The sequence below is a fragment of the Reichenbachiella agariperforans genome, from assembly GCF_900142205.1.
GTDB lineage: Bacteria > Bacteroidota > Bacteroidia > Cytophagales > Cyclobacteriaceae > Reichenbachiella > Reichenbachiella agariperforans.
In genome coordinates this window covers 878,650-903,906 of record NZ_FRAA01000001.1, presented here as the reverse complement: position 1 = coordinate 903,906, position 25,257 = coordinate 878,650, and the positions used below count along the sequence as shown (strand labels likewise).

The following is a 25,257-nucleotide window of genomic DNA, read 5'->3' as shown; positions in this document are numbered from 1 at the left end:
ATCATGAAGTCAAATTTGAAAAATATACTTTGGGTGACCTTGATGTTAGTTGCGGGTACTGCAGTGGCTCAAGATGAAGATGGCGATGTGCAGGATGCTGAAATTGTCATAGAGAAAGATAGACAGATAGAGTTGGAGAAGGAAACCAAGCTCTATGAGTTTATCAAATGGAAACCTGAGCCGCAGACGTACGAGCCTGTCAATCCGGGAGAGTTTACCGTGTTCGAGTATGATCTAGCAGACGAACCACAGACTTTCAAGTCCGCGAAAACCTCAGTCCAAAAGAAGGAATCAGAATACCATCAGTACCTCAAAGCGGGGATAGGAAACTACCTGTCTCCATTGGTCGATCTGTCGCTAGTTTCCCCAGGTGATCCCAATCAAAATATAGGACTGAACTACAAACATTTGTCCTATAAGACAGGGGAGGTAGACAAGGAAAACAGTGCCTCGGCACTCAATGAAATCAGTGTGTATGGCACCAAAGTATGGAAACGAGTCAAGACCAACGCTATCGTGTCCTACAAGACAGACGCCAACTACTACTATGGGTACGCTGATGGGGCTGTGATTAGCCGCCAAGATATCAAGAAGAGAAATAGGTTCTTCAGTGCTACGCTGGGATTAGAGGACAACAACCTAAATGATGACTGGGAGTATAGTCTCAACGTAGGTTATCGAGGATTCTTCGACAATTATGAAAATACCGAAAACACGATGGATGTAAGCGGTCATGCGATCTATTCGGAGCAGTTTCATTTGGATGCAGTGCTGAATATGTCTAGTTATAACACGGCGTCTCCTCAGGGTAGAAGTCACTTTCGCGCTAAACCTTACTATAATATTGAGTTTGGAGGGATTGATCTGGATGCAGGGCTAAGTGTCAACCTGCAGAGTGATGATGCGCAGGACATGAAGAATTTGAAAATATTTCCTTATGTCAGTGCTTCTTACCCATTGACGGATCAGTATGAAGCCTATGTTACACTGGATGGGGGATACAAATTCAATACGCTATATGATTTTTCTACAGATATTCCATATCTCAATCCACAAACCATAGTGGAAAATACAGATAACAAAGTAGATGTCAATCTAGGTGTCAGGGGAGATGTGACTGATAAGTGGTATGCTAGACTGAACGTAGGGATCAAAAGCATGCGTAACCTCCCGATGTATGTCAACAACCAGATCGATCAGCAGTACATCGATGTAATCTATGATACAGGTGTGACTAAGCTGTTTTCGATTGGAGTGAGTTCGCAGTATTTTATCAATGACGAGCATAACATAGAGTTGGCTTATACTTTTAACAATTACGCTGGAGGGAAAATTGATACCCCCTATCATTTGCCCACCTCGGAGCTTTTTGTCAAGGGAGAGCATCTATTTGTAGATAAGCTGACCTTACAGTGGCAGTATGGATTGCTGGCTGGGATCACCGCTTACGATGGGATCAATGACGTAGATGTATCTTTGGACCCAATCAACCGTCTGGATATTAGTCTACACTACCAGATACAGAAGCGACTCGGGGCGTTCATCTCATCCGACAATACCATAGGCAAATCCTACTCTAGGTATCTGTACTATCCGCAGAGAGGAATTCAAATCAAAGGAGGCGTAACCTATAGATTTTAAGTTTTTTAGCTGCGAAGAAACATAAAAATAAGGCTTTACATCGGGTTGGTATTTCTCTAATTTGGGATGAGAAAAATAACCTATTATGAGAACAATCTTTTTATTATGTTTAGGTCTTTTGACTGTAGGGATAACCTATGGTCAGACAGACTATGAAAACAATGGTTATAACTTGAAAAACTACTGCGAGCCAGGTAACTGCTTGTACTTCAAGTTTAACAATGATATGAACTACCCCGTGGGCTCAACGGAGGTGGAGTGGACGATGACCAATACCGAGATAGCAGTTAAGCGAGCGGGGAGTTATTTGGTCACAGGGGATTTGGCCATCATTGGAAAGGACATGGGAGCCAAGCTGAACTTTGAAGTCCATTTCTATGATGCAGATGACCAACTGATCTTCAAGAAAGAAACAGGTATTTTTGAATTTTACTCTGAGCCCAATCGCGCAGAACCGATCGTGTTTTATGGTGAGTTTGACTCGGACATAGCAGAAAAGGTAGATTTCATGGATTTCATCGTGATATCTAGCGAAGTATTGCCCTACTATGAGTTATCATCAGATTGCTATGGTCCATGCAAGGATCATCAACTCAACGTAAGTATCAAGGAGTTTCGTAAATCATAAGGTGTATTTGACTTGAGCAAGGGCTATGATACCCTTCGCAATACTCCAGTCTAAACTAAGCATAGTCTTTCCGAATAACACATCGTTTCGTCGCTTGACAAAGAAGCCTCTCTCTAGGAGTGTCCTATGGATTGTTCTTTGCGAGTGGCAATGCCTCTAGCTATCTTGTAAAAGATGGTAGTAATTCTTACGTTATGAACAGAAGCTATGACGATGCATACTTCAAAATTGGTAACTATACGCAGAGTAATGCAGAGAAAGAAGGTAGTGACACAGGCAGCTCTAACAACTATGGAGAGGTCGTTGTTTATGACTTCTTTGTAGAACATTAATTAGGTACTTAATGAAACCTACAAGGCTTCATTCTTATATGGAGGCTACCTCAAAAGGGTAGTCTCTTTTTAATTTAATGGGTTGGAATGCTTCGATAGGCAGACTGTGAGATCGATCGGACGCTGAATTGTAACAGGCTGGAAACAGTGGATCACCTTGTATTTCTGGGGGAGAGTTAGTAGATCACTTCGTTATTCAAGATTCATTGTTCGAAATTCGTGATTGTTTTTTTTATAAAACAATCACCTATTATGCGTCTTTGAGGTAATATTTAAATGATTGGAATAATGAATCTCGAATGCTCAATGTCGAATATTGATTTTTATCCCCAGAAATACCGACTGATCCGAAACAGTGATATCAGCGGCAGTGGTTTGCACCAATCCCCACATGAATTCTTTACCATCTCAGCCAAACCATATCAATCCATTCCCTTGCATACCAAACCATTTTTAATCAAATTGAGCCAGCATTTTGAGATTCAGATATTGGACTCGGGGTGCTTTTTTCATTTTCAAGCTATTATACTTTAGGATCTATTCATAGATGACACAAAAACAACATCTCGAACAACAACTTTGGAAGATTGCAGATACCCTGCGAGGAAAGATGGGAGCAGATGACTTTCGAGATTATATACTGGGCTTTATATTTTTCAAGTACCTCAGCACCAAGATGCATAGCTATGCCAATGTGATTCTCGAACCAGACGGCATCAAATACGAAGACATAGACGCGAAGACTACAGAGGGTCAAACCTACTTGGCTGCTATACGAGTAGAAGCCGTAGAGACACTAGGATACTTCCTAGAACCCTCCGAGCTATTCAGTGAACTCGCTAAAAGAGGTAATGCCGAAGGTAAAAGCAAATTCATCTTAGATGACTTGACTGCTACACTCATCCATATCCAACAAAGCACCATGGGTGCAGCAAGCGAAGAGGAGTTTAGCAACCTATTCGAAGACCTGGACCTGACCAGTAGCAAACTGGGCAAAACAGAAAATCAAAAGAATGACCTGATCGTCAAAGTGATGGCACATCTGGATGAAGTGGACTTTCGACTGGATGACATTAAGAGTGATGTGCTGGGAGATGCGTATGAATACCTCATTGGTAAATTTGCCAGTGGTGCAGGTAAGAAAGCAGGTGAATTCTATACGCCTCAGGAAGTCAGTAAAGTACTCGCTAAGATCGTATCTACAGGCAAAGACAAACTCAAGAGTGTATATGACCCCACATGTGGATCAGGATCGCTGCTACTACGTGTAGCGAAGGAAGTCAAAGAGGTGAGCAAGTTCTATGGACAGGAGAGCAATCCTACGACCTATAACCTTTGTCGCATGAACATGATCATGCACGATGTACACTACCGCAAGTTTGATGTCAAGAATGAAGACACACTAGAGCATCCTCAGCATCTAGATGAAAGATTCGAGGCGATAGTGGCTAATCCTCCATTCTCTGCCGACTGGAGTGCCAGTCCGCTGTTTATGAGTGATGATCGATTTGCAGCTTATGGCAAGCTAGCACCCAGTAGCAAGGCAGATTTTGCCTTTGTACAGCACATGGTACATCAGCTAGATGAGCAAGGCACGATGGCTTGTGTACTACCTCATGGTGTGCTCTTCCGGGGTGGAGCCGAGGGACACATTCGCCAGTACCTGATCGAGGACAAAAACTATCTGGATGCTGTGATCGGCTTACCCGCTAATATCTTCTACGGCACCAGTATCCCTACCTGTATTCTCGTACTCAAGAAACTACGTGCAGCCAGCGACAACATCCTCTTCATAGATGCCAGTCAGCATTTCGAAAAAATAAAAACACAGAACGTACTCCGCGATGAGGATATCTCTAAACTGGTAGAGACCTACCGTGAGAGAAAAGAAGAAGACAAATACAGTCATATCGCACTGATAGACGAAGTACGAGAAAATGACTACAACCTCAACATCCCTCGCTATGTGGACACCTTTGAGGAAGAAGAACCTGTTGACTTGGCGGCTGTCGCCAATGAGCTGAAATCACTGGAAAAAGACATGCTGTCTACCGATGGAACCATCGCTGACTATTGTAAACAACTAGGTATAGAAACCCCTTTTTGAGATGGAAGCAGTAGCAAATAAAAAAGAGGTGAGTCTGATTCCTAAACTTAGGTTTAAGGAGTTTGAGGGGGAGTGGAATAATTTACTTCTGGGTGAATTATTCACATTTAAGAACGGATTAAACTCTGACAAGGATAAGTATGGAAGTGGAGTTAAATTCATAAACGTTCTTGATATAATTAATGAAACGCCTATTACCTATGACAGCATAATAGGGTCAGTAGAAGTGTCTGAAAAGGAATTTAAAAAGAATGAAGTTGGATATGGTGATGTTCTATTTCAAAGAAGTTCTGAAACAAGAGAAGAAGTAGGGCAGGCGAATATTTATATCGATAAAAATCAAAGTGCAGTCTTTGGAGGATTTGTAATAAGGGGTAAAGGGAAACTTGATTACGATCCTTTATTCATGAATTATCTCCTTAAAACTTCTCCAGCTAGAAAGGAAATAACAACGAAGAGTGGAGGTAGTACCAGATATAATGTTGGTCAAGATTCTCTCAGCTCTGTATTGATTAAGACAACGACCCTCCCCGAACAGCAAAAAATCGCTTCGTTCCTAACAGCTGTAGATGAGAAGATTCAGCAGCTCACTCGCAAGAAGTCCCTCCTAGCGCAATACAAAAAAGGCGTCATGCAAAAGCTCTTTGCTCAGGAGATCCGATTCAAAGATTACAATGGAAACAACTACCCAGATTGGGAGGAAATTGGGATTGGGAAACATATTGAATTAATTTCTGGTATTGCAATCAAAGGTCCTGAAATGGTTGACGAAAAGATTGGGACTCCTATCTTAAGAGGCATAAATATTACTGAGGGCTTTGTCAGGCACAGTGTTGAAATTGATAAGTATTTTATTGGTTCGATAGATAAACTTGATAAATATGTTCTAAAAACTGGAGACTTAGTTTTGGGAATGGATGGCTCAAAAGTTGGAAAGAATTGCGCCATAATAAGTAAGAGAGATGAAGGCTCTATATTAATTCAAAGAGTAGCTAGAATCAGGACAAAGGAAACGGCAAGTTTAGAATACATCTATCAGCACATATTTTCTTCAAGATTTCATAAGTACGTTGATGTGGTAAATACAAGTTCTGGAATTCCACATATTAGTGCAAAACAGATTAATGAATTTATGATTCCTTTTCCTTGTCTTGAAGAACAACAAAAAATCGCCACCTATCTCAGCAGCCTAGACCAAAAGATAGAAACCGTAAACCATCAAATCACCCATACGCAGACCTTTAAGAAGGGGCTGCTGCAGGGGATGTTTGTGTAGAAACTATGGAAGGAATTAAATCATTATTAGCAAGTACCAAACGAATCAGGTTACGGCAAACTGAGCTAGCAACACTCCGTGGGGAAAATTTCAATGTCTTCTCTATTCTCAAGATGGAGTCTAAAGAAAATGAAACGCATTCAGCCTTTTTGGGTGAATTACTCAATCCTAAAGGAAGTCATTTATTCAATACCACCTTCTTATCACTATTCTTGGAGGAGATAGATTATCAGGGCGACCTGCAGTTGGAATCTGCCCAGTTGACTATAGAAAAACATATAGGAGCTAGAAATACAGTAAACCAATCAGGTGGAAGAATAGACATCTACATATCCGACTCAAAGGGAAATTCAATTTCCATAGAGAATAAGATATACGCTGGAGACCAAGAGGCTCAAATACTCCGATACGTCAATCACAACAAGGAATCCAACAAAGTATATTATCTCACGCTTGATGGCAAAGGAGCCTCTGAAGATAGTAAAGGCGAATTGATAGAGGAGCAAGACTATCATTGTATCTCTTACCACCATTCGATCACTGGATGGCTAGAGAAGTGCATGAAAGAAGCTGCAGATCAGCCCATCTTACGTGAATCCATCAAACAATACATATTATTGATTAAGAAACTCACCAACCAATTAAGCGATAGTCAAATGGAAAAGGAAATTAAAGAATTGATTGCTAATGACTACTTGTCTGCTAAAGCCATAGAGTCTAGTTTGATTAATGTAGAAATTGATGCCATCCATTCATTTCTACTAGGTGTGAAATCACTTTTGAGTGAGACGTTGAAGGAGGGTTGGGAAATTATTGTAGATGATCAACTGGATCAAAACTGGAAGGGACTTAGCATATCATATAAAGATTGGGGAGGCATTCGGATAAAACTGGAAGGACAATCTAAAATCTGGACTCAACCTACCATCTATGGTATTCATGCTCAGAAAGATTTCTGGGATAGGGATTTGATAAAGAGTAGGTGCTCAAAAATAGACATATTCCAAAGCGGATTTAAGGAGACCTTTTATTGGCCATACTCTCAGAACATTCTATCCTTTGAAAAGACAGAGGAGAAAGTAAAACTGTTCGACGAATCCGAGAGGAATAATATGATTGAGGAAGTTGTCACTAAGCTGAGCAACTTGGCCCTTGCATGCAAAGTCCCACTGTCTGATATCGAAAAAATCAGTATTTCTTAAAACTCTTTAAAACATCACTTATCTTCAAACTGTCTAGAAAGATGTTCGCATAAAAAAGTAAGCTGTGAATATGAGATTTGAACTAAAGTCAAGTTAAATGTCGCACCAACCAGAAGCCATGCAAACTATATTTTTTCATTTTCCAACACAAAATACATATATGCCGTATATATTTGCCTCAACAGTACACGCCGCGCTACCCGTCAGATCAGCGTCCCAGGGCGTGTCTTTTAAAGATAATATACCTTCCTTGCCTCTCTCTGATGCACACTTGGGAGGTTTTTTCGTTTATAAGCCTTTGTGTGATGGGTAAGAAAAAATACGCAAAGGTTCCATTGTCCTATGAGGAGCAGCTAAATCTTATCAAAAGCCGTGGATTGATTGTTGACGATGATCATAAAGCGACGAGCTACTTTCAGCAAATAAGTTATTACCGATTAAGTGTATTTTTTCTCCCTTATCAAAAAGACAAGGATCAATTCAATCCGGGCACCACGTTTGACAACATACTTGATACTTATACATTTGATAGAGAGCTTCGCTTGTTGGTGTTTGATTGTATCGAAAGGATAGAAATAGCTATAAGGACACAATTGATCTCTGTCCTCTCTATGAAGTATAAGAATGCACATTGGCAAGATGATCAACGCATATTCAAACCTGCCTTTCAGGTGAAAAATAAGTTTACTATCGATCCATTCAATGACTTACAAAAGATCGTCTCAAAAGCACGATCGGCCAAACATCCAGAAGTGTTTATCAAACATTACATGGATACTTATAGCTCGCCAGCCAATCCTCCTGCTTGGATGTGTTTGGAACTGTTGACTATCGGAGAACTGTCCAGAGTGTATGATGGATTAAAAAACAATAGTGACAAACAAGGCGTTGCTGATTTTTTCAAGCTTCCTCATAAGGTATTTACTTCTTGGTTACACGCATTGACCTATATGAGAAATATATGCGCACATCATTCCAGGTTGTGGAATAGAAACTTTGCCATTAAGCCGGACATCTTGAAAAAGCCAAGGTTGCCTTGGTTAGATGCTCAATTCAATAATAATTCAAGAACATTTTATGCTTTATGTGTCATTCAATATTTAATGAAAAATGCCAACCCGAGCAACCATTTTAAAAACAAGTTAGTAGCACTTTTTAAAAAATATCAAGGTGTGCCGATACGGTATTTAGGCATCCCTTCAGATAAAACTGGAAAAATGTTAGATTGGCAAAATGAACCTCTTTGGAACTAGACTATGTCGCACCAACCTGAAGCCATGCAGACTATATTTTTTCATTTTCCAACACAAAATACATATATGCCGTATATATTTGCATCAACAGAACCCGTGTTGCATACCATAAGAACTGCTCGCGGGTCATTTTTTTTATCTAGCTATGGCTCATAAAGAGCCCTACACCATAGCAAACCAAATCCAACTTCTCAAAAGCAGAGGGATGCTTTTTAGGAATGAGATCACAGCCTCACATTTCTTAGCAAATATCAGCTACTATCGCCTCAAAGGCTACTGGTGGGACATGCAGCTTGATTTCTCTAAACACAAATTTCATCCTAATAGTTATTTCGAAGACGTGATCGATCGATATAATTTTGATCGGCATTTGAGATTAATATTATTTGATGCCATCGAAAGAATAGAAATTGCTCTTCGTACTCAGATGATTTATCATCTATCGCTGTCTTATGGTTCGCTATGGTATCAGGACGCCAACTTGTTTCCCAATACGATTATTCATGCCAAAAACCTCACGAGCTTGATGAAAGAATTTGGATATAGTCAAGAGGTTTTCATTGTCGATCATAAGAGGCGTTTTCCCAATGACGATCCTGAATCATGGAAGTTGCTTGAAATAGCATCCTTGGGTACCTTGTCAAAAATCTACAAGTCATTGGGTCATCACTTGCCAGAGAAAGCAAAAATCGCCAATGGCTTAGGTTTAAACCTTCACAATGAGCTTTCCAGTTGGCTGGAAGCAATCGTATACGTTCGTAATATTATAGCGCATCATTCCAGACTCTGGAGTAGAAACATGGTCAAGAGACCTGTAGAATCCATTCGTAACCCCAAAGGTAATTGGTTTGACAAGCCACTTGATCCACTACAAACGAAAAGACCTTTTCTCATCATATCAACCATGATTTATCTTTGTGATAAGGTCACTCCAAATCATCAAGTGAAATCAAAGATTATTAAATTGATCCAAGAAAACCCCACCATTCAAATTCATAAGCTGGGATTTTTAAAAGACTGGGATAAAACAACTCTTTGGAAATGACAGCCCAACCTGAAGCCATATTAGAAAACAACCTGGTCAAGCAATTGACTGATCTTGGTTATGATCGTGTGATCATTCAAGACGAGGAAATGCTCCTAGCTAATCTAAAAAGTCAGCTAGAGAAGTTTAATCAAACCTCTTTTACTGATAAGGAATTTGGTGCCATCCTCAATCACCTTGGCAAGGGCAACATCTTCGAGAAAGCAAAGACCCTAAGAGATAGATTTCAGCTTACCAAGGACGATGGAGAGAGCGTCTATGTACGCTTCTTTGACAATGAGTACTGGAGTAATAATCTGTATCAAGTTACCAATCAAATCGCGCAAGAGGGCAGTTTTAAGAACCGCTATGATGTCACTATTCTAATCAATGGTCTCCCGCTTGTACAGATCGAACTCAAGCGAAGAGGACTAGAACTCAAAGAGGCATTCAATCAAATCAATCGCTATCAGAGACATTCATTCTGGACTAACCATGGGCTGTTCCAGTATGTGCAACTCTTTGTGATCAGCAATGGAGTCAATACCAAGTACTACGCTAACAATCCGATCTCTACCCTTACCTTCAAGCAGACCATATTTTGGGCCAAGGAGAACAACCAAAAGATCACTGAACTCAGTGCCTTTGCGACTGATTTTTTGAATACCGACCACTTGGGACACATGATCTCCCAATATGTGGTGCATAGTGAAGCACACAAAATACTGATGGTATTGAGACCCTACCAGTTTTATGCTGCGGAAGCAATAGTCAGGCAAGTGCATTCAGGCAAAGACAATGGATACATCTGGCATACGACTGGATCAGGAAAGACCCTGACTTCATTCAAGGCCAGTCAAATCATCATGGATTTACCTGATGTACATAAAGTGGTCTTTGTCGTAGACAGAAAGGATCTGGACTATCAGACCATGAAGGAATTCAATAGCTTTAAGAAGGACAGTGTAGATGTGACCAACAATACCAGCTCTTTGGTCAAGCAGTTCAAGGACGATAAAAAACTCATCCTGACCACTATACAAAAGCTAAACAACGCCGTTGCTAAGAAACGATACGAAGCAGGGATGGCGCATCTACGAGACCAGCGCATGGTGTTCATTTTTGACGAATGTCACAGGAGCCAGTTTGGTGACACACATCAGACGATCACCACGTTTTTTAGAAACAGCCAGTTGTTTGGGTTTACAGGGACGCCCATTTTTGCAGACAATGCCTCCAAGAATGAATTAGGTAAACGTACCACCAAAGACCTGTTTGGTTCATGTCTCCATCGGTATGTCATCACAGATGCCATCCGTGATCAGAATGTCTTGAAATTTGGCATAGAGTACGTAGGTAAGTACAAACAAAAAGGCAATACCTTCATCGACATAGAAGTCGAGGATATTGATAAAAAAGAAGTGCTAGAATCCCCCAAGCGACTAGAAAAGATAGTGGATTACATCATTGCCTACCATGACCTAAAGACTCATCGAAAGGATTACTCTGCCATTTTTGCTGTCAGTAGTATAGATAGTGTGATGGCTTACTATGATATATTTCAGCAAAAGAAAACCGCTGGAGAACATGACCTACGCATCGCGACCATCTTTACCTATGGAGCCAATGAAGAAGATTCAGAAGCTATGGGGTATTTACCTGATGATAGCCTACTGGCTGCAGAACCACAGGTTGCTTATAAGTCCAGTCATACTCGGGACAAGTTGGAGTCTTACATCGGCGATTACAATCAGATGTACAATACCAGTTTTTCTACCAAGGATAGCCAACAGTTTGAGAACTATTTCAAGGATCTGTCTAAGCGACTAAAAGAACGCGAGAAAATTAACTTCCAAGACAAGGATCGATTGGATATTGTGTTAGTGGTCAACATGCTATTGACTGGCTTTGATGCCAAGAAAGTCAATACGCTGTATGTAGACAAGCACCTCAAACATCACGGTCTCATACAGGCCTTCTCACGAACGAACAGGATACTAAATGAGCAGAAGTCTCAGGGTAATATTCTAAGCTTTCGTAACCTCAAGAAATCGACTGATGATGCCATTGCGCTGTTCAGTAACAAAGATGCTAGAGAGGAGATATTATTGCCGGATTATGGGGTCATTGCTGAGAAGTTTGACGAAGCATATGAAAGACTTATATCCATAGTGCCCACCGTCGAGAGTGTAGATGACTTGCCTAGTGAAGAGGAAGAAATGGCTTTTGTACAAGCCTTCAGAGCTTTGATGAGAGCCAAGAATGTATTGGGAGCATTCACAGATTTTAGTTGGGATGACTTGCCCATCGACGAGCAGACCTTTGAGGATTACAAGAGTAAGTATCTAGATCTTTACGACAAGGTGAAGAGTGACCATCAAAAGGAAAAGGCATCTATCCTAGAAGACATTGATTTTGAACTGGAGTTAATCCATCGAGATGAAATCAATGTCGCTTATATCTTGAAGTTGTTAGCCGGATTGAAACTAACTGATACAAAAGAAGCCGCTAAACAAAAGAAGGCCATCATAGACATGATCACTGGAGAAATCACTCTCCGAAGCAAGCGGGAACTGATTGAGAAGTTCGTAGAAGAGAACTTGCCGAAAATCAAGGATGTAGACAATATACCAGATGAATTTGAGAAGTTCTGGACGGATCAAAAGGTATTGGCCTTAGAGAAACTTTGTGAGGAAGAGGATCTGGACAAGAGACAATTTCAAGCATTAATCGATGCTTACATTTACAGCGAGCAAGAGCCCCTCAGGGACGAAGTATTCAAGTGCCTAGACAATCGTCCAAGCGTACTACAAGCCCGTGCCATAGGTGAGCGCATCATTATCAAAATGAAAGCGTTTGTAGAAGTCTTTGTCCATGGGATGGTGGGGTAGTCTATCGGGCTGTGGTCTCTATAGGTCACAGGACGATTAGTTGGCTTGGTATGGCGATCGGTAGGGGATAGACAGGTTAGGACACTCGTATCCTGGTAGTTTTGCATTGTCTCTGGCGTACCGTTACCATCAGGCAAAACTACTGTTAGGTTAGGATCAGGAGTACGGTATTGTAGGGGGGTAGCCTCTAGTACCCTTGGGTGAGGGTACCGTTGCTAGGGAGCAATTGTACCGTTGACAGGGAGTGACCATAACGTTACCTACGACTGGAGGTAACGTTCGCACATGAGGAAGGTAACGCTAGTCTACCTGTGCCGCTTTTAGGGAGAGCGAAAGCCTAAGTAAAGGTCTGTGTTCTTTTAACAAATTTTAGCGTTTTGGAACTAGTTTTTGGTATCAAACTTGCTGATAGTCAAGTGTGTCCCACAGAGCGCTCAGTTAGGATTACAAATCAAATAATTTTTTAATCTTTTAAATATTTTCAATTATGTCAGTAACATATAAAGTAACTGAGCGCGTTGATCCAAGGGATCTTACGCTCCCCAAAAAGTTTTATGCAAGAATCATCAATGGCGATGATGTCAATTTCGAAGAATTGGCCAGCATTATTAGCAAAGTGTCTAATCTCAATTATGGCTCGGTGGTAGGTACATTGGCCACTTTAATAGAGGTAATAGAGATGCAACTCGTCCATGGTAGACAGGTCAGGCTTAGCAACCTGGGTACCTTCTTTATGACCTTGAACAGTGATGGAGTAGAGTCACAGGAGGATTTTAGAGTCAGTAATATCAAAAACGCTAGAATACGGTTTCGTCCGGGTCCAAGGTTGAAGAGACTCATGAGAAACCTAGATTTTGAAAGAACTGCGGTTTTGGATGCATCTACTACGACAGCAGCATAAGTAGTAACGAAGTATAGATTTTCATTTAACAGACAAACACAATGTTCAATCTTACACCCTGAAACGGTCTCGCGATAGTGAGACCGTTTTTTTTTTGTTTTTCAGAATGCTAACTGGCTTTTTATCCTCATCGATAGCGACGAAAGTGAATTCTCCACTGATGGCTTTTTCTCGCTCGTTTTTGTACATCTGCTCTACGAATATATCGACACGGACTTTCATACTCGTATTGCCAACATGGGAGACGTTGCCTACTAGCTCCATGAGAGTACCGACCTATATGGGGTGAGAAAAATCGATACGGTCACTGCTGACGGTGATCATTTGTTACCTGCTGCACTTGGCCGGATATCTACTTTTTTCTTGACAAGGATATTAAGCTGCTCTTCTTCTAGATAAGACATGATCTCTTCGGTATTCCCCGGCCTGAGTCAGATATTGGCCATCCTACGAGTCTGGCTTACAAAAGCCATCAATGGGTGGTGGGAATTACGCCCGCGTTTATTGGATTGTAGTACTTCATCGCTTCTAAGCCAATCACAATAAACATATAGACTCGCCCCACCCCAAATACTTAACCAGAAACGCTCAATAATATGCTTTGGGTCATAACCACGATTAGAACCCAGAGCAGGTACATCCAGTTCGTCGAGCTTCTCTCTTATCCCTGTTTGATCAATGAATCGTTTCATCAAACTCATGTCTATGAAAGGAGTGACTGGCTTGCTTGAATACTCAATCGGAAGGTTAACCATTTTGGTGAATTTAGTTCCATACCAAAATCTTTATTCTAATGCATAATCGAGGTTAAAGGTGTATTTGGAGATGTGCTTTTGCAGTAAACGAAAGAAGTTATCTATTCAACGGGTATAATAGTTGTTTCAACGAGTAATTTGAATTCATCTCAAATGAAGTCGGTATTCTTGCAGATAGAATAACTAAAAGAAGGGATGAGGTACCAATCAGAAGAGATGGAAACAAAGATTTTTCATGAATATCAGGAAAATTGTTTGTTGTTTAAATTTAAAAACAAGTTTACTGAGGAAGCCAGTGAAAAAGCATGCTCATTTTGGGAGCGTGAATTTGAAAAAAGAGACGTTGACCATAAGATGACACTGGTGTGGGACTGTACAGAGATGTCTGGTTTTGAGTTAAATGCTCAAAAAAGATGGGTCAAGTGCATGAATAAACATGTGTCTCAAATAGAAAGAGTGACGGTCATATCCGATAATATAGTGATAAGAGGTGCTGCGCGGTTGATCTTGCAGGCATATTCCTATGAGACTAAAGTGGTGAAATCATACAAGGAGTTGAATCTATTGCTTCATAGTAATTAAAAACGAATAAAGTCTGTGTCATACTATGACACAGACTTTATTCGTTTTTCAGAATGCTAACTGGCTTTTTATCCTCATCGATAGCGACGAAAGTGAATTCTCCACTGATGGCTTTTTCTCGCTCGTTTTTGTACATCTGCTCTACGAATATATCGACACGGACTTTCATGCTCGTATTGCCAACATGGGAGACGTTGCCTACTAGCTCCATGAGAGTACCGACCTGTATGGGTTGAGAAAAATCGATACGGTCACTGCTGACGGTCACCATTCGTTGTCTGGAAAAACGTGTCGCGGTGATGAAGGCGACTTCATCCATGAGTTTCATGGCAGTACCACCGAATAGTGTGTCGTAGTGGTTGGTCGTGTTAGGGAATACGGCTTTGAATATGTGCGTTTCTGAAGCTTTGATCTGTTCTTCGAGGGTCATACAAACATGGTTTATGCTTTGAATTACTTTAATGTATCAGCCCTTTAAGTCAGGCCGATGTTAGTACTATTGTCTCGTTCATATTCAGCACATCTGTAATCATAGCGTTGGAAGACTCCTGCCAAAATCAGATGATGCTGCAATCTATACAACTTAGCGCATAGCCTGTCTTAGCTATTAGATTAAGTCAGAAGATGGGCGAATATTACTACGTTGTTTTTTGTGTGAGCAATCTGTACCCCATGTACAGATCATGATAGCGTAGTAGGAGTGTCGAATATCTAATTTCGGATCACCCTGTATTTCTGGGGGAGAGGTAGTAGATCATACTTCGTTATTCAAGATTCATTAATCGAAATTCGCGATTGTTTTTTTTATAAAACAATCACCTATTATACGTCTTTGAGGTAATATTTAAATGATTGGAGTAATGAATCTCGAATGCTCAATGTCGAATATTGATTTTTATCCCCAGAAATACCGACTGATCCCTAATTTCTATCTCAGCTATAGAGATGGGCTATTAAGAGAACATTGGATATAAAAAAAGCTACGCGGTTGGCGTAGCTTTTTGATTGTATCTTTCGATAGCTATTATTCGTTGTGAAGCCAAGCTTTCTTAGCGAGTAGCTCTTCTTCTTCTTCTTCGTAATCTGGATCATCGACACAGCAATCTACCGGACAGACAGCCGCACACTGGGGTTCTTCGTGAAATCCGTTACACTCAGTACATTTCCCAGGGACGATGTAATACAAATCTTCAGACACAGGCTCTTGTGCTTCTTTGGCATCTACCTGAGTCCCGTCTTCTAGCTCCACTTCGGTTAGGCTCGTTCCTCCAGCCCAGTCCCATTCTACACCACCTTCATAGATAGCAGTATTGGGGCATTCTGGCTCGCAAGCTCCGCAGTTGATGCATTCATCGGTAATAATAATTGCCATTTTAGTTTACTTTAATTATCCTAAAAATTAAGTGTGCAAAAATAAAGATTAATTTTGCCTGCCAAAGTGTTTCTGGCATTAGTTTAGGTATACGGATTTTATAAAATATGTTTTTAGAGGAGAGAGTAAAATTATTTGTGGGTTTAGGGAAGATACTGTCAAAACTGAGCAAGGAACAGCGGACAGAGCTAGCGCTATCGGCTCGCAACCAAAACAGTTGGTTTACAGAGGAGAGTGTTGATTTTGCCTTGCAAGGTATTCAGTCTTTCTTAGAGCAATCTTCTTTAGAAAAGTGGGTCTCATCCTATGACTTGTCACATACCAGAGCCAAAAGGGTAGGGGTGATCGCTGCTGGTAATATCCCTTTGGTGGGCTTTCATGATATGCTATCGGTTTTGATCGCTGGACACCATTTGCTTATCAAACCTAGTTCTCAGGATACTTTTTTGGTGACTTATATCATTGCGGAGTTGGTCAAACTGGACCCACGAGTCGATGCGTATATTTCTGTCGTGGAACGCCTCAACGATGCGGAGGCGTACATCGCTACAGGTAGTGACAATACGGCGCGGTATTTCAAGCATTATTTTAAAGACAAACCTAATGTCATTCGCGCAAACCGCACTTCGCTGGCAGTCATCACAGGTAAGGAAACTCAGACAGAACTAGAGGCATTGGGTGAAGACGTGTTTCGCTACTATGGTCTGGGCTGTAGAAATGTCTCTAAAATACTTGTTCCAAAAGGCTATGAACTGCCCCAGCTATTAGATGCATTTGCTGGTTATGCGGCAGTGGGAGATCATCACAAGTACCGAAACAACTATGACTACAACAAATCCATCTATCTGGTCAACCGAGAGCCACACCTAGACAATGAGTTTTTGCTAGTACGAGAGAGTGAAGAACTCGTGTCTCCTATATCTGTACTCTATTATCAGTACTATGAGAGTCATGCAGAGTTGGAACGCTATCTCCAAGCACACGAATCAAAAATACAATGCGTCGTAGGGCAAGAGTATATTCCATTCGGTCAGGCACAATTGCCGAGTCTGGAGGATTATGCAGATGGTGTGGATACGATGGCGTTCTTATCTCGTTTGGAATAGTTCGTGTCAGTTACTAACTTTTCTAGTAAAGAGGTAGATATATAGTGATTAGATTCTTGCTAAAAGTGTTTTTGCTTTAGGAATAGCAACTCACCATGATTATATTGATACTGTTACCCAGAAAAAGTAACTGAAACCACAACCTACTAGATGAGTAATGACCAACTAAACAAATATGTCTTTGAGAGAAAACTACTCATAGGGGTATGTATGATTGCATTGCTTCGATCCATGTATTCGATGTACCAGTTGTCTATGGGAGTGATTGATACGGGAAACCTTGTGGGTCAGTCCGTATTATTTACGGTATACCTAGGGACTTTGATTTATGTATGGGTTATTGGTTATCGAAAAGGGGTCGCTATGTTTTTTGGTGTGGTTTTTTCATTGGCCAACTCATACCTTTGGTTGGTGAATGGTGGGGTGACGGGAGTGGTAGAGACGGGGATGGTAGCATCTGTTATTGTAGGAGCTATTATAACATCAGGACGTCATCATGTTTATATAGTCGTTTTTACCCTAGTGTGCCTGTTGGTCGCGATATACTTGTGGGAGTTTCAGCAAGATTTTATTTCAATAATCGTAGGAGATCAAGGGAACTCTATATTCAAGTATCAGATTCTTGTAGTTCTAGTTACAATTGGTATGGTTTATTTTTCATTTCAGCACAATGCCGAGCGAAAGGATCAGTGGGAAATTAAAAATGTATTGCATAAGAAGATGGCTGAGATCAGAAAAGAGAACGTGAAACTCATAGAACAAGAAAAGGAATTGTTGGCACTGAATCAGTCACTAACTCAAAATGTGCAAAATAGGAAGGAGCAATTGAACAGGCAAAATAGCGCAATAGAACAATACCTTGAGTTGACCAGCATGCAAATTTCCCCGTCTGTTGATGAAATGAACAATCAAATTATGCGGTCGAATTTTGAAGGAGAGTATGGTAAACTACTTAAGAAATCAGGTACAAGTCTGGTGAAATCTTTACTTCGTATTCAGGGCAAGAAAGACAAGAAAGAATAGGGAAACGATGAACATTCAAGATCGATATCAGACACCTAGTGCTTATTTGTTTTTTTCAAGGCTCTTGAAGATATCAGTTTTATGTTTTTTGATTAACATTCTTAGGGTTACATTTTTGAGTTTTGATATGTTAAGCTTATCTCTCAATATAGTGTTGCTTGGGGTTACGCTGTTTTGTATTTGGATGCAAACGAGAAAGAGACTGATGGCGTATGCAGTATTTGTTTACTGTGGATTCTTGGTTGCGATATACGTCCTGTTTTGGGGGACGCAAGGGGGCGTGTATGGGGCTTTTAGTACAGCATATTTCACAATATTAGTCATGTTGATAGCTGTTTTGCCAAGGGTGTACAAAATCCCTGCTGCGGTGATATTATGCCTGCTCACTCTGGTTTTGAGTACCTATTATAATAAGCCGATTGAGGAAGCAGAATTGACTAGCATTTCCATGTATATGGATTTCTTGATCAATGTTGTTTTTGTAGCAATTTGTATTGTGTATGTCAAGAAAGATATGGAACAGGAACGCATAACCTACTATCAATATAATGGGCAAATCGATAGGTTGACCCAAGAACTGAATGATAAGCGGAAAATGTTGCTTGAACAACGAAAGCATATAGAAACCACCAAGAATAATCTAGAAAGTATCATAGAAGCCAAGACGCTTGAACTCAAAAAGAAGAATCAAACACTATATGACTATGCCTATGACAATGCACATATATTGAGAGCTCCCTTGTCTAATATCTTAGGGCTAATTGCGATTTTGGAAAAGGAAATGGGGACTAGTACGGATTTAACCAATGACCTGGAGCAGCTCAAAGCACTTGCTAATAGTTTAGATGATTTAGTTAAAGAGGTTAATGTGATTTTGCGTTAAACTTAAAAAGAAAAAGCCTTTGTAAATTCATTATTTACAAAGGCTTTTAAATTTCGAGAGCCCCCTGTCGGACTCGAACCAACGACCGCCTCATTACAAGTGAGGTGCTCTACCAACTGAGCTAAGGAGGCAATAAACTTGCGTAAAAAAAGAACCGTGATTCTATTTTCTTGACCTCTTTTGGTCAATTGCGAGTGCAAAATTAACGTAGAATTTTTCTCATGCAAGTATCTCTGATAAAATTTTCAGAGACTTTTATAAACCGTATTGATAGCCTATCCTGCGTAGGTGATTAGCTTTAATTCTTCCTTTAATTCTATCAATTGATTTTCAGCATCTTGGATCTTTTGTTCGAATTCTTTGAGCATCTTTTCCGCATTTTTAGAGTTGGCGAAGAATCCCAAATTATTTTTCCAAGTCGATACATCGCTCTCTAGATTCTGGATTTTTCTCTTCAACGAGTACTCTTTTCGCTGCAGTTTTTGATCCCCGTGAGGGCCAGCTTTGATTTTGTGAATGCTGATGAGTGACTTTAGTTCGTCTAGCTCGTCTTCTTCGAAATTTTTAGCATTGTTGACTACTGCTTTTAGCGCCGTTTGGTACTTGTTCTGAATACTCTTGATGGCCTTCTTAGGGACGAAACCTAGTGCATTGTATTCGTCTTGTAGTTCGTAGACTTTTTCTGGATCTAGATCATCGACATGTGCGAGTTCTTCTAGCTGTTTGATGATAGCTTCCTTTTTGACCAAATTATCATCATAGGATGATTCTTTGATTTTGTTGTGATCTCTGCGTTTGTTAAAGAAGGTGTCACAGGCTTTCTTGAAAGACTTGTATATAGACTCTCTTTGCTTTTCAGGAACTGGACCGATGTCTTTCCATTCCTTTTGTAAATCCTTTAGTTTGTTAGCCGTATTTTCCCAGTCATCATCTTTGCTGGCTAGTTCTACCGCTTGGTCGACTAGTTTTTGCTTGATCTCTAGGTTTTCTCCTCGCTGAGAATCCAAAGTCTTGAAAAATGCGGACTTGTTGCGGAAGAAAGCCTTAAAGGCTCCCCAGAATTTTTTATTGATTTGCTTGGCCTGCTCTTTGGGCATGCTACCAGTGGCATCCCACTCTTTTTGGAGTGCTAGTAGCTCTTTGGTTTTAGCATTCCACTCACCGATTTTTTCAGCACTAAATTCTGCGTACTCTTGGATTTGATCTGCGAGCGTTGATTTTTTGCTGAAGTTTTCTTTGAACTCTTCTTTCAGATGACCGTAGTATTCTTTTCTTTTCTGATAGATTTCATCCGAAGCGGACTTGAATCTTTGCCAAGTTTCTTCTTGTACCTCTTTTGGGATGGGGCCGATATGTTTGTACTCCTCATGCAGTTCGTTGAGACGTTTGATCGCTTCATTGAGGTTTTCATTTTGAGCTAATGCTTCTGCTTGATCGCATAACTCTAATTTCATTCCCAGATTTTTCTTCTTGTCGAGTTCTTTTAGTTCGAAGTAGATGCTGCGATGATCGTAGAAGAGGTCCAAAAGTGCGTTGTAATTCGCCCACAGTGTTTTGTTGTGCTGAGGATGAACTGGGCCTATGGATTTCCATTCATCTTGGAGTTTTCGTAGCTCGTTGATGCTGGCGGTGTTCTCGTCATCGTCTATGAATAGTCTCAGACGCTCTAATAGATCGTTTTTAAGTTTGAGGTTGTTCTCTTTTTGTTTTTCGAGTTCTTTGGCGTTTTTGTAACGCTTTTCTCTGAGTATTTTATGGTATGCTTCGAAATTTTCGCTTGTTTCATCAAGTTTGTAATCGAAATCATCTTCTTCGCCTCCGTCTTGGATGAAACGAGATAGTGCGGCTTCTTTCTCTTTGTCAAAAATTACATCGTAGGAGGCACGAATGGCTTGTATTTTCTTTCCCTTTTTGAACCCCTCGTCAGATTTGGATATTTCAGCGATCTGATCCAGTAATTCTTCTTTGGACATGGAGGAGTAATCTACCTCATCGTCATGCTGGTCTTCATTGAGTTCGTCATGATCTTTGTGATCATCATCCGAATCATCATTGTCCTCGATCTTAGCTTCCTCGTTTGACAGAGTAGCGGGGTTAGACTCCTCTGTAGACTCAGTATGTGCAGTTGAGGGAGTAGATTCAGCTTCAGCTTCACTTGTGGGCAGCTCTGTAGTCGCAGTAGAGTCCTCTACTGGTGGCACATCTACTTCGTCACTAGATAGTTGTGTTTTGTCATCGGTTTGTTTGGATTCAGCCTCGGGCTGAACGGCATCTGGCTTCAATGCTTTCTCAGCATCTTGCGCAGCTAGGTCTTTTTTATCAGTCATAACTATCGGTTTCTCTTATTGCAATTTAGCAAAAATCAATATTAGTTCATTTTTGGGTCAGTAGGGTAGTTTGCGAACATTTTGAATTTTCCTCCGAGTTCGCTCATCGATACTTTCCAAAGTTCTTTGGTGTCTGTGTCTAAAATCTGTTTGGCATTGGCTCCTTTGTGCACGATCCACGATTTTGCTTCTAGTTCTTCTTCTAATTGGCCAGCGTCCCAGCCTGAGTAACCTACAAAGAATCTGAAATCGGTAGGGTCTATGATGCCCACCTTGATCATTTCCATTAGTCGATCATAGTCACCACTCCAATATAGCCCCCCGCCAATATCTTGTCCACCAAGGGTTTCATCTGTAGATCTGTGGATGAAATGAAGCGTGTCTTGCTGCACAGGGCCGCCGACGTAGAGTTTTTCTTCAAAACCCTGCGCTTCAAGGATGGCTTCATCAAATCTCAGGTTGGCTTCCTTGTTGAGTACAAAACCAAAACTTCCCTCTGTACCATGAGAGCAAATCAGAATCACAGTTCGTTCAAAATTCGGGTCGGGCAAGTAAGGTTCTGAGATCAGTAAATCTCCTTTTTCTGGCTGGAAGGTTCTTTTTGAGTGAAAATAATCCATAGGCTAATGCAGTGCGGGTGTCAAGGGCATGTCTGCCATAATCTTCCCTTCAATTTCATTAATTTCTGTCAGACGATCAAACACTTCGTCTTCTTTGAAATAGTTGAGAGCCAATTTGACGAATACCTCACCATGTTTTGCCTCGGAGGCCCAGAGATCCTGGTAGAATTTTTTGAGTTCCCCTGGCTCTAGGTGTTCATAGACCAGCTTAAAGCGTTCAGCCCCTCGGTTTTCTACGACAGAGGCTAATAACAGTCTATCCAGAAAGCGTTCTTCTCTACCGCTTCGGCAGTTTTTGATCAGCTTTTTCATGTAGAGGTCTTCGCGGATTTCGTGGCGTAGCTGGATGCCTCGCTTTTCCATGATTTCATAGACTGACCTAAAATGCTCGAGCTCCTCTACTGCTGTATCGATTAGCTCTGGGATGATCTCTAGCCGATCTGGAAATTTTGCTACAAAACTCATTGCCATTGCGGAAGCCTTTCGTTCACAGTCAGCATGGTCTTGCAGGAATTCATCGAAATTATCTAGCACTATTTTGACCCATTCAGGTGAACTGTCGTAGACTAGAGGTAGGCGTAATTGCATGTGATTATTCGTTTGGAGTGACGCTAGGAGGACGAACTATTGCCTCCAATTTTGCACATAGTTAATGATTTAATTCATATTTGCACAACATTGAAATAGAAAGATGGGAGAAGGAAATATACAAGGAATACGAAAAGATTATGGGGTGGAAGAGCTTTCTAAAACCAGCGTTTTGGACAGTCCCATTGATCAATTTGAACTTTGGTTCAAGGATGCCATGAAAAGTGAAGGGAGTGAGGTAAACGCATGTGTGCTGTCCACTCTGGCTGAGGACAATTGCCCTGAAGGGCGGGTGGTTTTGCTGAAGTTTTTTGCGGAGGATGGTTTTACGTTTTACACAAACTACGAGAGCAAGAAAGCCCAGCAGCTGGCTAAACATCCATTTGCATCGATGACTTTTTACTGGCGTACCAGAGAACGCCAAATCCGTCTTAAAGGCAGGGTCGAGAAGGTGTCTGCTGAGGTGTCTGATGCCTACTATTTCGAACGGCCAGAAGGGAGTCAGTTAGGTGCGTGGGCTTCTCCACAAAGCCAAGAGATTCCAGATCGGGCATTCTTAAAGAAGCGTGTAGAGAATGTGAAACAAAGGTTCGAGACTGAAGAACTAAAAAGACCTGATTTCTGGGGTGGTTATATATTGATACCTACTGAAGTGGAGTTTTGGCAAGGAAGACCCAGCAGGCTGCACGACCGTATCGTGTATTCGCTCGTCGACGGGCAATGGGTGACCAAGCGTCTCGCACCTTAAACCAGCTGTCTTGAGTCATATTTACCTTACGCGCTATGCGTATCCCGAACGCTGCCTTGACGTGGACTGGCATGCAGAGAATCCCGAAATTATAGTCGTGCTACCTGCACACAACGAACCTGATTTGATAAGATCGTTAGCGGCCTTGGAGGACTGTGCATGCAGTGCGGCAGTGTCTGTTATCGTCATGGTCAACGCATCTGCCAAGGCTAGCGATCAGGTGAAAGAACTGAACCACAAGAGTTATAATGAAGCCTGTCAATGGTCTGTTAACCGAAAACACAATTACCACTTTATAATCAATAATGAGCTGCCTGCTAAACATGCTGGTGTCGGACTGGCTCGTAAAATCGGTATGGACGAAGCGGCACGGGCATTTGATATGATAGATAAGGATGGCGTGATTCTGTGTTTTGATGCGGATAGCGTTTGTGAACCTAATCTATTGGAGGAAGTGCTTCACTTGTTTTCTGACCCCAAAGTCAACGGTTGCTCTATCCACTATGAACACCCGATGTCTGGTGACCTAGATCAAATGCAGTATGAAGGAATTATCAATTACGAACTGCATTTACGTTACTATATAGATGCTTTGCGATTTGCAGGGTTTCCATATGCCTTTCAGACGATAGGTTCTAGCATGGCTGCCCGATCATCTGTTTACATGAAGCAGGGTGGGATGAACCGTCGCAAAGCGGGTGAAGATTTCTATTTTCTTCATAAAATTATTCCTTTAGGTGGTTTTTATAACTTGAATACCACGACGATTTACCCTTCTGCTCGGGTGTCAGACCGTGTACCTTTTGGGACAGGCAAAGCGATAGGTGATTGGATGGAAGATCGTTTGGAGCACTATATGACCTATGCTCCTCAGACATTTTTAGATCTCAAGCAATTTTTGGAGCAAGTGTCGTCTTGCTATGAGATGACTGAGTCGGAGTGGGGTAGTTTTTACGATTCATTGCCAAATTCTATTCGTTCGTTCGTGTACAAAGTCGAGTTTATGGATAAGATGAAGGAGATAAAAGTACATGCCACGAATCATGCACTCTTCGAACGACGTTTTTACCAATGGTTTGATGGGTTCAAAATGCTAAAGTATGTTCATCACGCAAGAGATCAGTTTTATCCTAATACACTGATTAGCGACGCTGTAGAATGGTTATTTGATGTGTTGGATTTGGATAGCTCGCAGAATGCCTTGAGGGATAAACTGGGAGTAATTAGAGCCTTTGATCGAAAACAGCCTTAGCTTTTACTCGTCCCGCATTTCCATGCCTAGTTCGCCCATGAGGTATTGGTTGTATTGTTCGCAGGTGAGTTTGCCAGTGAGTCCAGAGTAGGGGCATGTCTGGTAGACCGAACCGAAATTACCAGGTTTGATAAGCACACCACTGCCATGACAAATTGGACACATGACGTAGTCTGAGGGGCAGTCATAGTACCCGTCAGTAGTCAATTGATTTTCGGTTTCTTGGACTTGTTGTTCTTTGATGAGTCGGTAGGCATTGTTGGCTCTGTCTAGATAGAGCACGGCTTGGTCGTAGTATTGGCCAGAAGTTCCTTTGAGTTGGACGTATTTGGTGAGCCAGTTGATGGCTTGTTTGTACTTTTTGAGGTGGTAGGAGTTGCGGCCAAAGTAGTAAGCCATTTCGCTAGGTAGCTTGCCTAGTTGATTTAACGCTTCGCGAAACAGGAGGTCGGCAGTTTGGTAGTTGCCATCGTACATCGCCTCAGCACCCTTGTCCATATTGGCTAAACCATCACGCTGGATGATTCCCTGCGCTGTAGCATCATGACTGCTGATGCTTACCCAAACCATAATGATCAATAAGATATATCTATTCACTCGTACTACTTAAATGTCTTTTCACTGTAAAAGGTTGCAAAGAAAAGGATTGCCATGATAAAAGTTGAAATTATTGCAATTATTCATAGTCATTAATTGGAATTTTGAAAATGTGTAAATATTTTCATGGGTTTTCTTTGATGTTATCT

General features: G+C 41.1%; 24 protein-coding genes and 1 tRNA gene. 16 read left to right on the top strand and 9 right to left on the bottom strand.

The features are described 5' to 3' along the window. Positions 1-3 precede the first annotated feature (3 nt). The 10 genes from BUB99_RS03400 (at position 4) to BUB99_RS03355 (ending at position 13,255) form a co-directional block, all read left to right on the top strand. The gene (locus tag BUB99_RS03400) at positions 4-1,641 is read left to right on the top strand and encodes a porin family protein (protein ID WP_139280881.1); all 1,638 of its coding nucleotides are present in this window, start codon (positions 4-6) and stop codon (positions 1,639-1,641) included. A gap of 85 nt (positions 1,642-1,726) precedes the next feature. Then, positions 1,727-2,269: a hypothetical protein gene (locus BUB99_RS03395; RefSeq protein WP_073119429.1), complete on the top strand. Its 543-nt coding sequence runs from the start codon at positions 1,727-1,729 to the stop codon at positions 2,267-2,269. A gap of 194 nt (positions 2,270-2,463) precedes the next feature. Continuing rightward, the gene (locus BUB99_RS03390; RefSeq protein WP_317041705.1) at positions 2,464-2,601 is read left to right on the top strand and encodes a hypothetical protein; all 138 of its coding nucleotides are present in this window, start codon (positions 2,464-2,466) and stop codon (positions 2,599-2,601) included. Between the two features lie 547 nt (positions 2,602-3,148). Then, entirely contained in the window at positions 3,149-4,708 is a 1,560-nt protein-coding gene (locus tag BUB99_RS03385) for a type I restriction-modification system subunit M (RefSeq protein WP_073119426.1), read from the top strand. A 1-nt stretch (position 4,709) separates the two neighbouring features. Continuing rightward, positions 4,710-5,984 (top strand): restriction endonuclease subunit S, encoded by a 1,275-nt coding sequence (locus tag BUB99_RS03380; RefSeq protein WP_073119424.1) that lies wholly within the window; start codon positions 4,710-4,712, stop codon positions 5,982-5,984. Between the two features lie 5 nt (positions 5,985-5,989). After that, positions 5,990-7,186, top strand: coding sequence for a PDDEXK-like family protein (locus BUB99_RS03375; RefSeq protein WP_073119421.1), 1,197 nt, complete (start codon positions 5,990-5,992; stop codon positions 7,184-7,186). 305 nt (positions 7,187-7,491) lie between these two features. Beyond that, positions 7,492-8,439 (top strand): Abi family protein, encoded by a 948-nt coding sequence (locus BUB99_RS03370; protein ID WP_073119420.1) that lies wholly within the window; start codon positions 7,492-7,494, stop codon positions 8,437-8,439. A 145-nt stretch (positions 8,440-8,584) separates the two neighbouring features. Then, positions 8,585-9,484, top strand: a complete 900-nt coding sequence (locus BUB99_RS03365; protein WP_073119418.1) for an Abi family protein — start codon at positions 8,585-8,587, stop codon at positions 9,482-9,484. After that, positions 9,481-12,354 (top strand): type I restriction endonuclease subunit R, encoded by a 2,874-nt coding sequence (locus tag BUB99_RS03360; RefSeq protein WP_073119416.1) that lies wholly within the window; start codon positions 9,481-9,483, stop codon positions 12,352-12,354. The genes BUB99_RS03365 and BUB99_RS03360 overlap by 4 nt, the downstream gene beginning before the upstream one ends. Positions 12,355-12,841: 487 nt before the next feature. Then, positions 12,842-13,255, top strand: coding sequence for an HU family DNA-binding protein (locus BUB99_RS03355; RefSeq protein WP_073119414.1), 414 nt, complete (start codon positions 12,842-12,844; stop codon positions 13,253-13,255). 51 nt (positions 13,256-13,306) lie between these two features. Here the strand turns inward: BUB99_RS03355 and BUB99_RS03350 are convergent, their stop codons facing one another. Next, positions 13,307-13,519: a hypothetical protein gene (locus tag BUB99_RS03350; protein WP_073119412.1), complete on the bottom strand. Its 213-nt coding sequence runs from the start codon at positions 13,517-13,519 to the stop codon at positions 13,307-13,309. Between the two features lie 167 nt (positions 13,520-13,686). Beyond that, positions 13,687-14,010, bottom strand: coding sequence for a hypothetical protein (locus tag BUB99_RS03345; RefSeq protein ID WP_073119411.1), 324 nt, complete (start codon positions 14,008-14,010; stop codon positions 13,687-13,689). A gap of 216 nt (positions 14,011-14,226) precedes the next feature. Between BUB99_RS03345 and BUB99_RS03340 the strand changes: the two genes are divergently transcribed. After that, entirely contained in the window at positions 14,227-14,592 is a 366-nt protein-coding gene (locus BUB99_RS03340; protein WP_139280880.1) for an STAS/SEC14 domain-containing protein, read from the top strand. Between the two features lie 37 nt (positions 14,593-14,629). Here the strand turns inward: BUB99_RS03340 and BUB99_RS03335 are convergent, their stop codons facing one another. Continuing rightward, entirely contained in the window at positions 14,630-15,022 is a 393-nt protein-coding gene (locus BUB99_RS03335) for an acyl-CoA thioesterase (protein WP_073119407.1), read from the bottom strand. 594 nt (positions 15,023-15,616) lie between these two features. Next, positions 15,617-15,964 (bottom strand): 4Fe-4S dicluster domain-containing protein, encoded by a 348-nt coding sequence (locus tag BUB99_RS03330; RefSeq protein ID WP_073119405.1) that lies wholly within the window; start codon positions 15,962-15,964, stop codon positions 15,617-15,619. A gap of 107 nt (positions 15,965-16,071) precedes the next feature. Between BUB99_RS03330 and BUB99_RS03325 the strand changes: the two genes are divergently transcribed. From BUB99_RS03325 to BUB99_RS03315, 3 genes are all read left to right on the top strand, one after another. Next, positions 16,072-17,070: an acyl-CoA reductase gene (locus BUB99_RS03325; protein WP_073119403.1), complete on the top strand. Its 999-nt coding sequence runs from the start codon at positions 16,072-16,074 to the stop codon at positions 17,068-17,070. 150 nt (positions 17,071-17,220) lie between these two features. Further along, the gene (locus BUB99_RS03320) at positions 17,221-18,093 is read left to right on the top strand and encodes a hypothetical protein (RefSeq protein WP_139280879.1); all 873 of its coding nucleotides are present in this window, start codon (positions 17,221-17,223) and stop codon (positions 18,091-18,093) included. A 184-nt stretch (positions 18,094-18,277) separates the two neighbouring features. After that, the gene (locus tag BUB99_RS03315) at positions 18,278-18,976 is read left to right on the top strand and encodes a phytochrome family protein (RefSeq protein WP_139280878.1); all 699 of its coding nucleotides are present in this window, start codon (positions 18,278-18,280) and stop codon (positions 18,974-18,976) included. A 58-nt stretch (positions 18,977-19,034) separates the two neighbouring features. On the opposite strand, the gene BUB99_RS03310 is transcribed toward BUB99_RS03315, so the two are convergent. From BUB99_RS03310 to miaE, 4 genes are all read right to left on the bottom strand, one after another. Continuing rightward, positions 19,035-19,107: transfer RNA gene (locus BUB99_RS03310), tRNA-Thr, on the bottom strand. A 144-nt stretch (positions 19,108-19,251) separates the two neighbouring features. Beyond that, complete coding sequence (locus BUB99_RS03305) at positions 19,252-21,303, bottom strand: DUF349 domain-containing protein (RefSeq protein ID WP_073119398.1); 2,052 nt, start codon at positions 21,301-21,303, stop codon at positions 19,252-19,254. Between the two features lie 41 nt (positions 21,304-21,344). Then, positions 21,345-21,923 carry a YqgE/AlgH family protein gene (locus BUB99_RS03300; protein ID WP_073119396.1) on the bottom strand — a complete coding sequence of 193 codons (579 nt, stop codon included), beginning with the start codon at positions 21,921-21,923 and terminating at the stop codon, positions 21,345-21,347. A gap of 3 nt (positions 21,924-21,926) precedes the next feature. Further along, complete coding sequence (gene miaE, locus BUB99_RS03295) at positions 21,927-22,511, bottom strand: tRNA-(ms[2]io[6]A)-hydroxylase (protein WP_073119394.1); 585 nt, start codon at positions 22,509-22,511, stop codon at positions 21,927-21,929. Between the two features lie 103 nt (positions 22,512-22,614). On the opposite strand from miaE, the gene pdxH reads away from it, so the two are divergent. Then, on the top strand, positions 22,615-23,259 hold the full coding sequence (gene pdxH, locus BUB99_RS03290; protein ID WP_073119393.1) for a pyridoxamine 5'-phosphate oxidase: 645 nt from the start codon (positions 22,615-22,617) through the stop codon (positions 23,257-23,259). A 10-nt stretch (positions 23,260-23,269) separates the two neighbouring features. Beyond that, a complete protein-coding gene (locus tag BUB99_RS03285; protein ID WP_139280877.1) occupies positions 23,270-24,511 on the top strand; it encodes a glycosyltransferase in 1,242 nt (413 codons plus the stop codon). A gap of 3 nt (positions 24,512-24,514) precedes the next feature. On the opposite strand, the gene BUB99_RS03280 is transcribed toward BUB99_RS03285, so the two are convergent. Beyond that, the gene (locus BUB99_RS03280; protein ID WP_139280876.1) at positions 24,515-25,108 is read right to left on the bottom strand and encodes a tetratricopeptide repeat protein; all 594 of its coding nucleotides are present in this window, start codon (positions 25,106-25,108) and stop codon (positions 24,515-24,517) included. Positions 25,109-25,257: the final 149 nt, after the last annotated feature.

What these genes read in the sequence shown, in the direction of transcription:
- BUB99_RS03400 (WP_139280881.1), top strand. Translation starts at nt 4, where the DNA reads ATGAAGTCAAATTTGAAAAATATACTTTGGGTGACCTTGATGTTAGTT.
- BUB99_RS03395 (WP_073119429.1), top strand. Translation starts at nt 1,727, where the DNA reads ATGAGAACAATCTTTTTATTATGTTTAGGTCTTTTGACTGTAGGGATA.
- BUB99_RS03390 (WP_317041705.1), top strand. Translation starts at nt 2,464, where the DNA reads ATGAACAGAAGCTATGACGATGCATACTTCAAAATTGGTAACTATACG.
- BUB99_RS03385 (WP_073119426.1), top strand. Translation starts at nt 3,149, where the DNA reads ATGACACAAAAACAACATCTCGAACAACAACTTTGGAAGATTGCAGAT.
- BUB99_RS03380 (WP_073119424.1), top strand. Translation starts at nt 4,710, where the DNA reads ATGGAAGCAGTAGCAAATAAAAAAGAGGTGAGTCTGATTCCTAAACTT.
- BUB99_RS03375 (WP_073119421.1), top strand. Translation starts at nt 5,990, where the DNA reads ATGGAAGGAATTAAATCATTATTAGCAAGTACCAAACGAATCAGGTTA.
- BUB99_RS03370 (WP_073119420.1), top strand. Translation starts at nt 7,492, where the DNA reads ATGGGTAAGAAAAAATACGCAAAGGTTCCATTGTCCTATGAGGAGCAG.
- BUB99_RS03365 (WP_073119418.1), top strand. Translation starts at nt 8,585, where the DNA reads ATGGCTCATAAAGAGCCCTACACCATAGCAAACCAAATCCAACTTCTC.
- BUB99_RS03360 (WP_073119416.1), top strand. Translation starts at nt 9,481, where the DNA reads ATGACAGCCCAACCTGAAGCCATATTAGAAAACAACCTGGTCAAGCAA.
- BUB99_RS03355 (WP_073119414.1), top strand. Translation starts at nt 12,842, where the DNA reads ATGTCAGTAACATATAAAGTAACTGAGCGCGTTGATCCAAGGGATCTT.
- BUB99_RS03350 (WP_073119412.1), bottom strand. Translation starts at nt 13,519, where the DNA reads ATGGAGCTAGTAGGCAACGTCTCCCATGTTGGCAATACGAGTATGAAA.
- BUB99_RS03345 (WP_073119411.1), bottom strand. Translation starts at nt 14,010, where the DNA reads ATGGTTAACCTTCCGATTGAGTATTCAAGCAAGCCAGTCACTCCTTTC.
- BUB99_RS03340 (WP_139280880.1), top strand. Translation starts at nt 14,227, where the DNA reads ATGGAAACAAAGATTTTTCATGAATATCAGGAAAATTGTTTGTTGTTT.
- BUB99_RS03335 (WP_073119407.1), bottom strand. Translation starts at nt 15,022, where the DNA reads ATGACCCTCGAAGAACAGATCAAAGCTTCAGAAACGCACATATTCAAA.
- BUB99_RS03330 (WP_073119405.1), bottom strand. Translation starts at nt 15,964, where the DNA reads ATGGCAATTATTATTACCGATGAATGCATCAACTGCGGAGCTTGCGAG.
- BUB99_RS03325 (WP_073119403.1), top strand. Translation starts at nt 16,072, where the DNA reads ATGTTTTTAGAGGAGAGAGTAAAATTATTTGTGGGTTTAGGGAAGATA.
- BUB99_RS03320 (WP_139280879.1), top strand. Translation starts at nt 17,221, where the DNA reads ATGAGTAATGACCAACTAAACAAATATGTCTTTGAGAGAAAACTACTC.
- BUB99_RS03315 (WP_139280878.1), top strand. Translation starts at nt 18,278, where the DNA reads ATGCAAACGAGAAAGAGACTGATGGCGTATGCAGTATTTGTTTACTGT.
- BUB99_RS03305 (WP_073119398.1), bottom strand. Translation starts at nt 21,303, where the DNA reads ATGACTGATAAAAAAGACCTAGCTGCGCAAGATGCTGAGAAAGCATTG.
- BUB99_RS03300 (WP_073119396.1), bottom strand. Translation starts at nt 21,923, where the DNA reads ATGGATTATTTTCACTCAAAAAGAACCTTCCAGCCAGAAAAAGGAGAT.
- miaE (WP_073119394.1), bottom strand. Translation starts at nt 22,511, where the DNA reads ATGCAATTACGCCTACCTCTAGTCTACGACAGTTCACCTGAATGGGTC.
- pdxH (WP_073119393.1), top strand. Translation starts at nt 22,615, where the DNA reads ATGGGAGAAGGAAATATACAAGGAATACGAAAAGATTATGGGGTGGAA.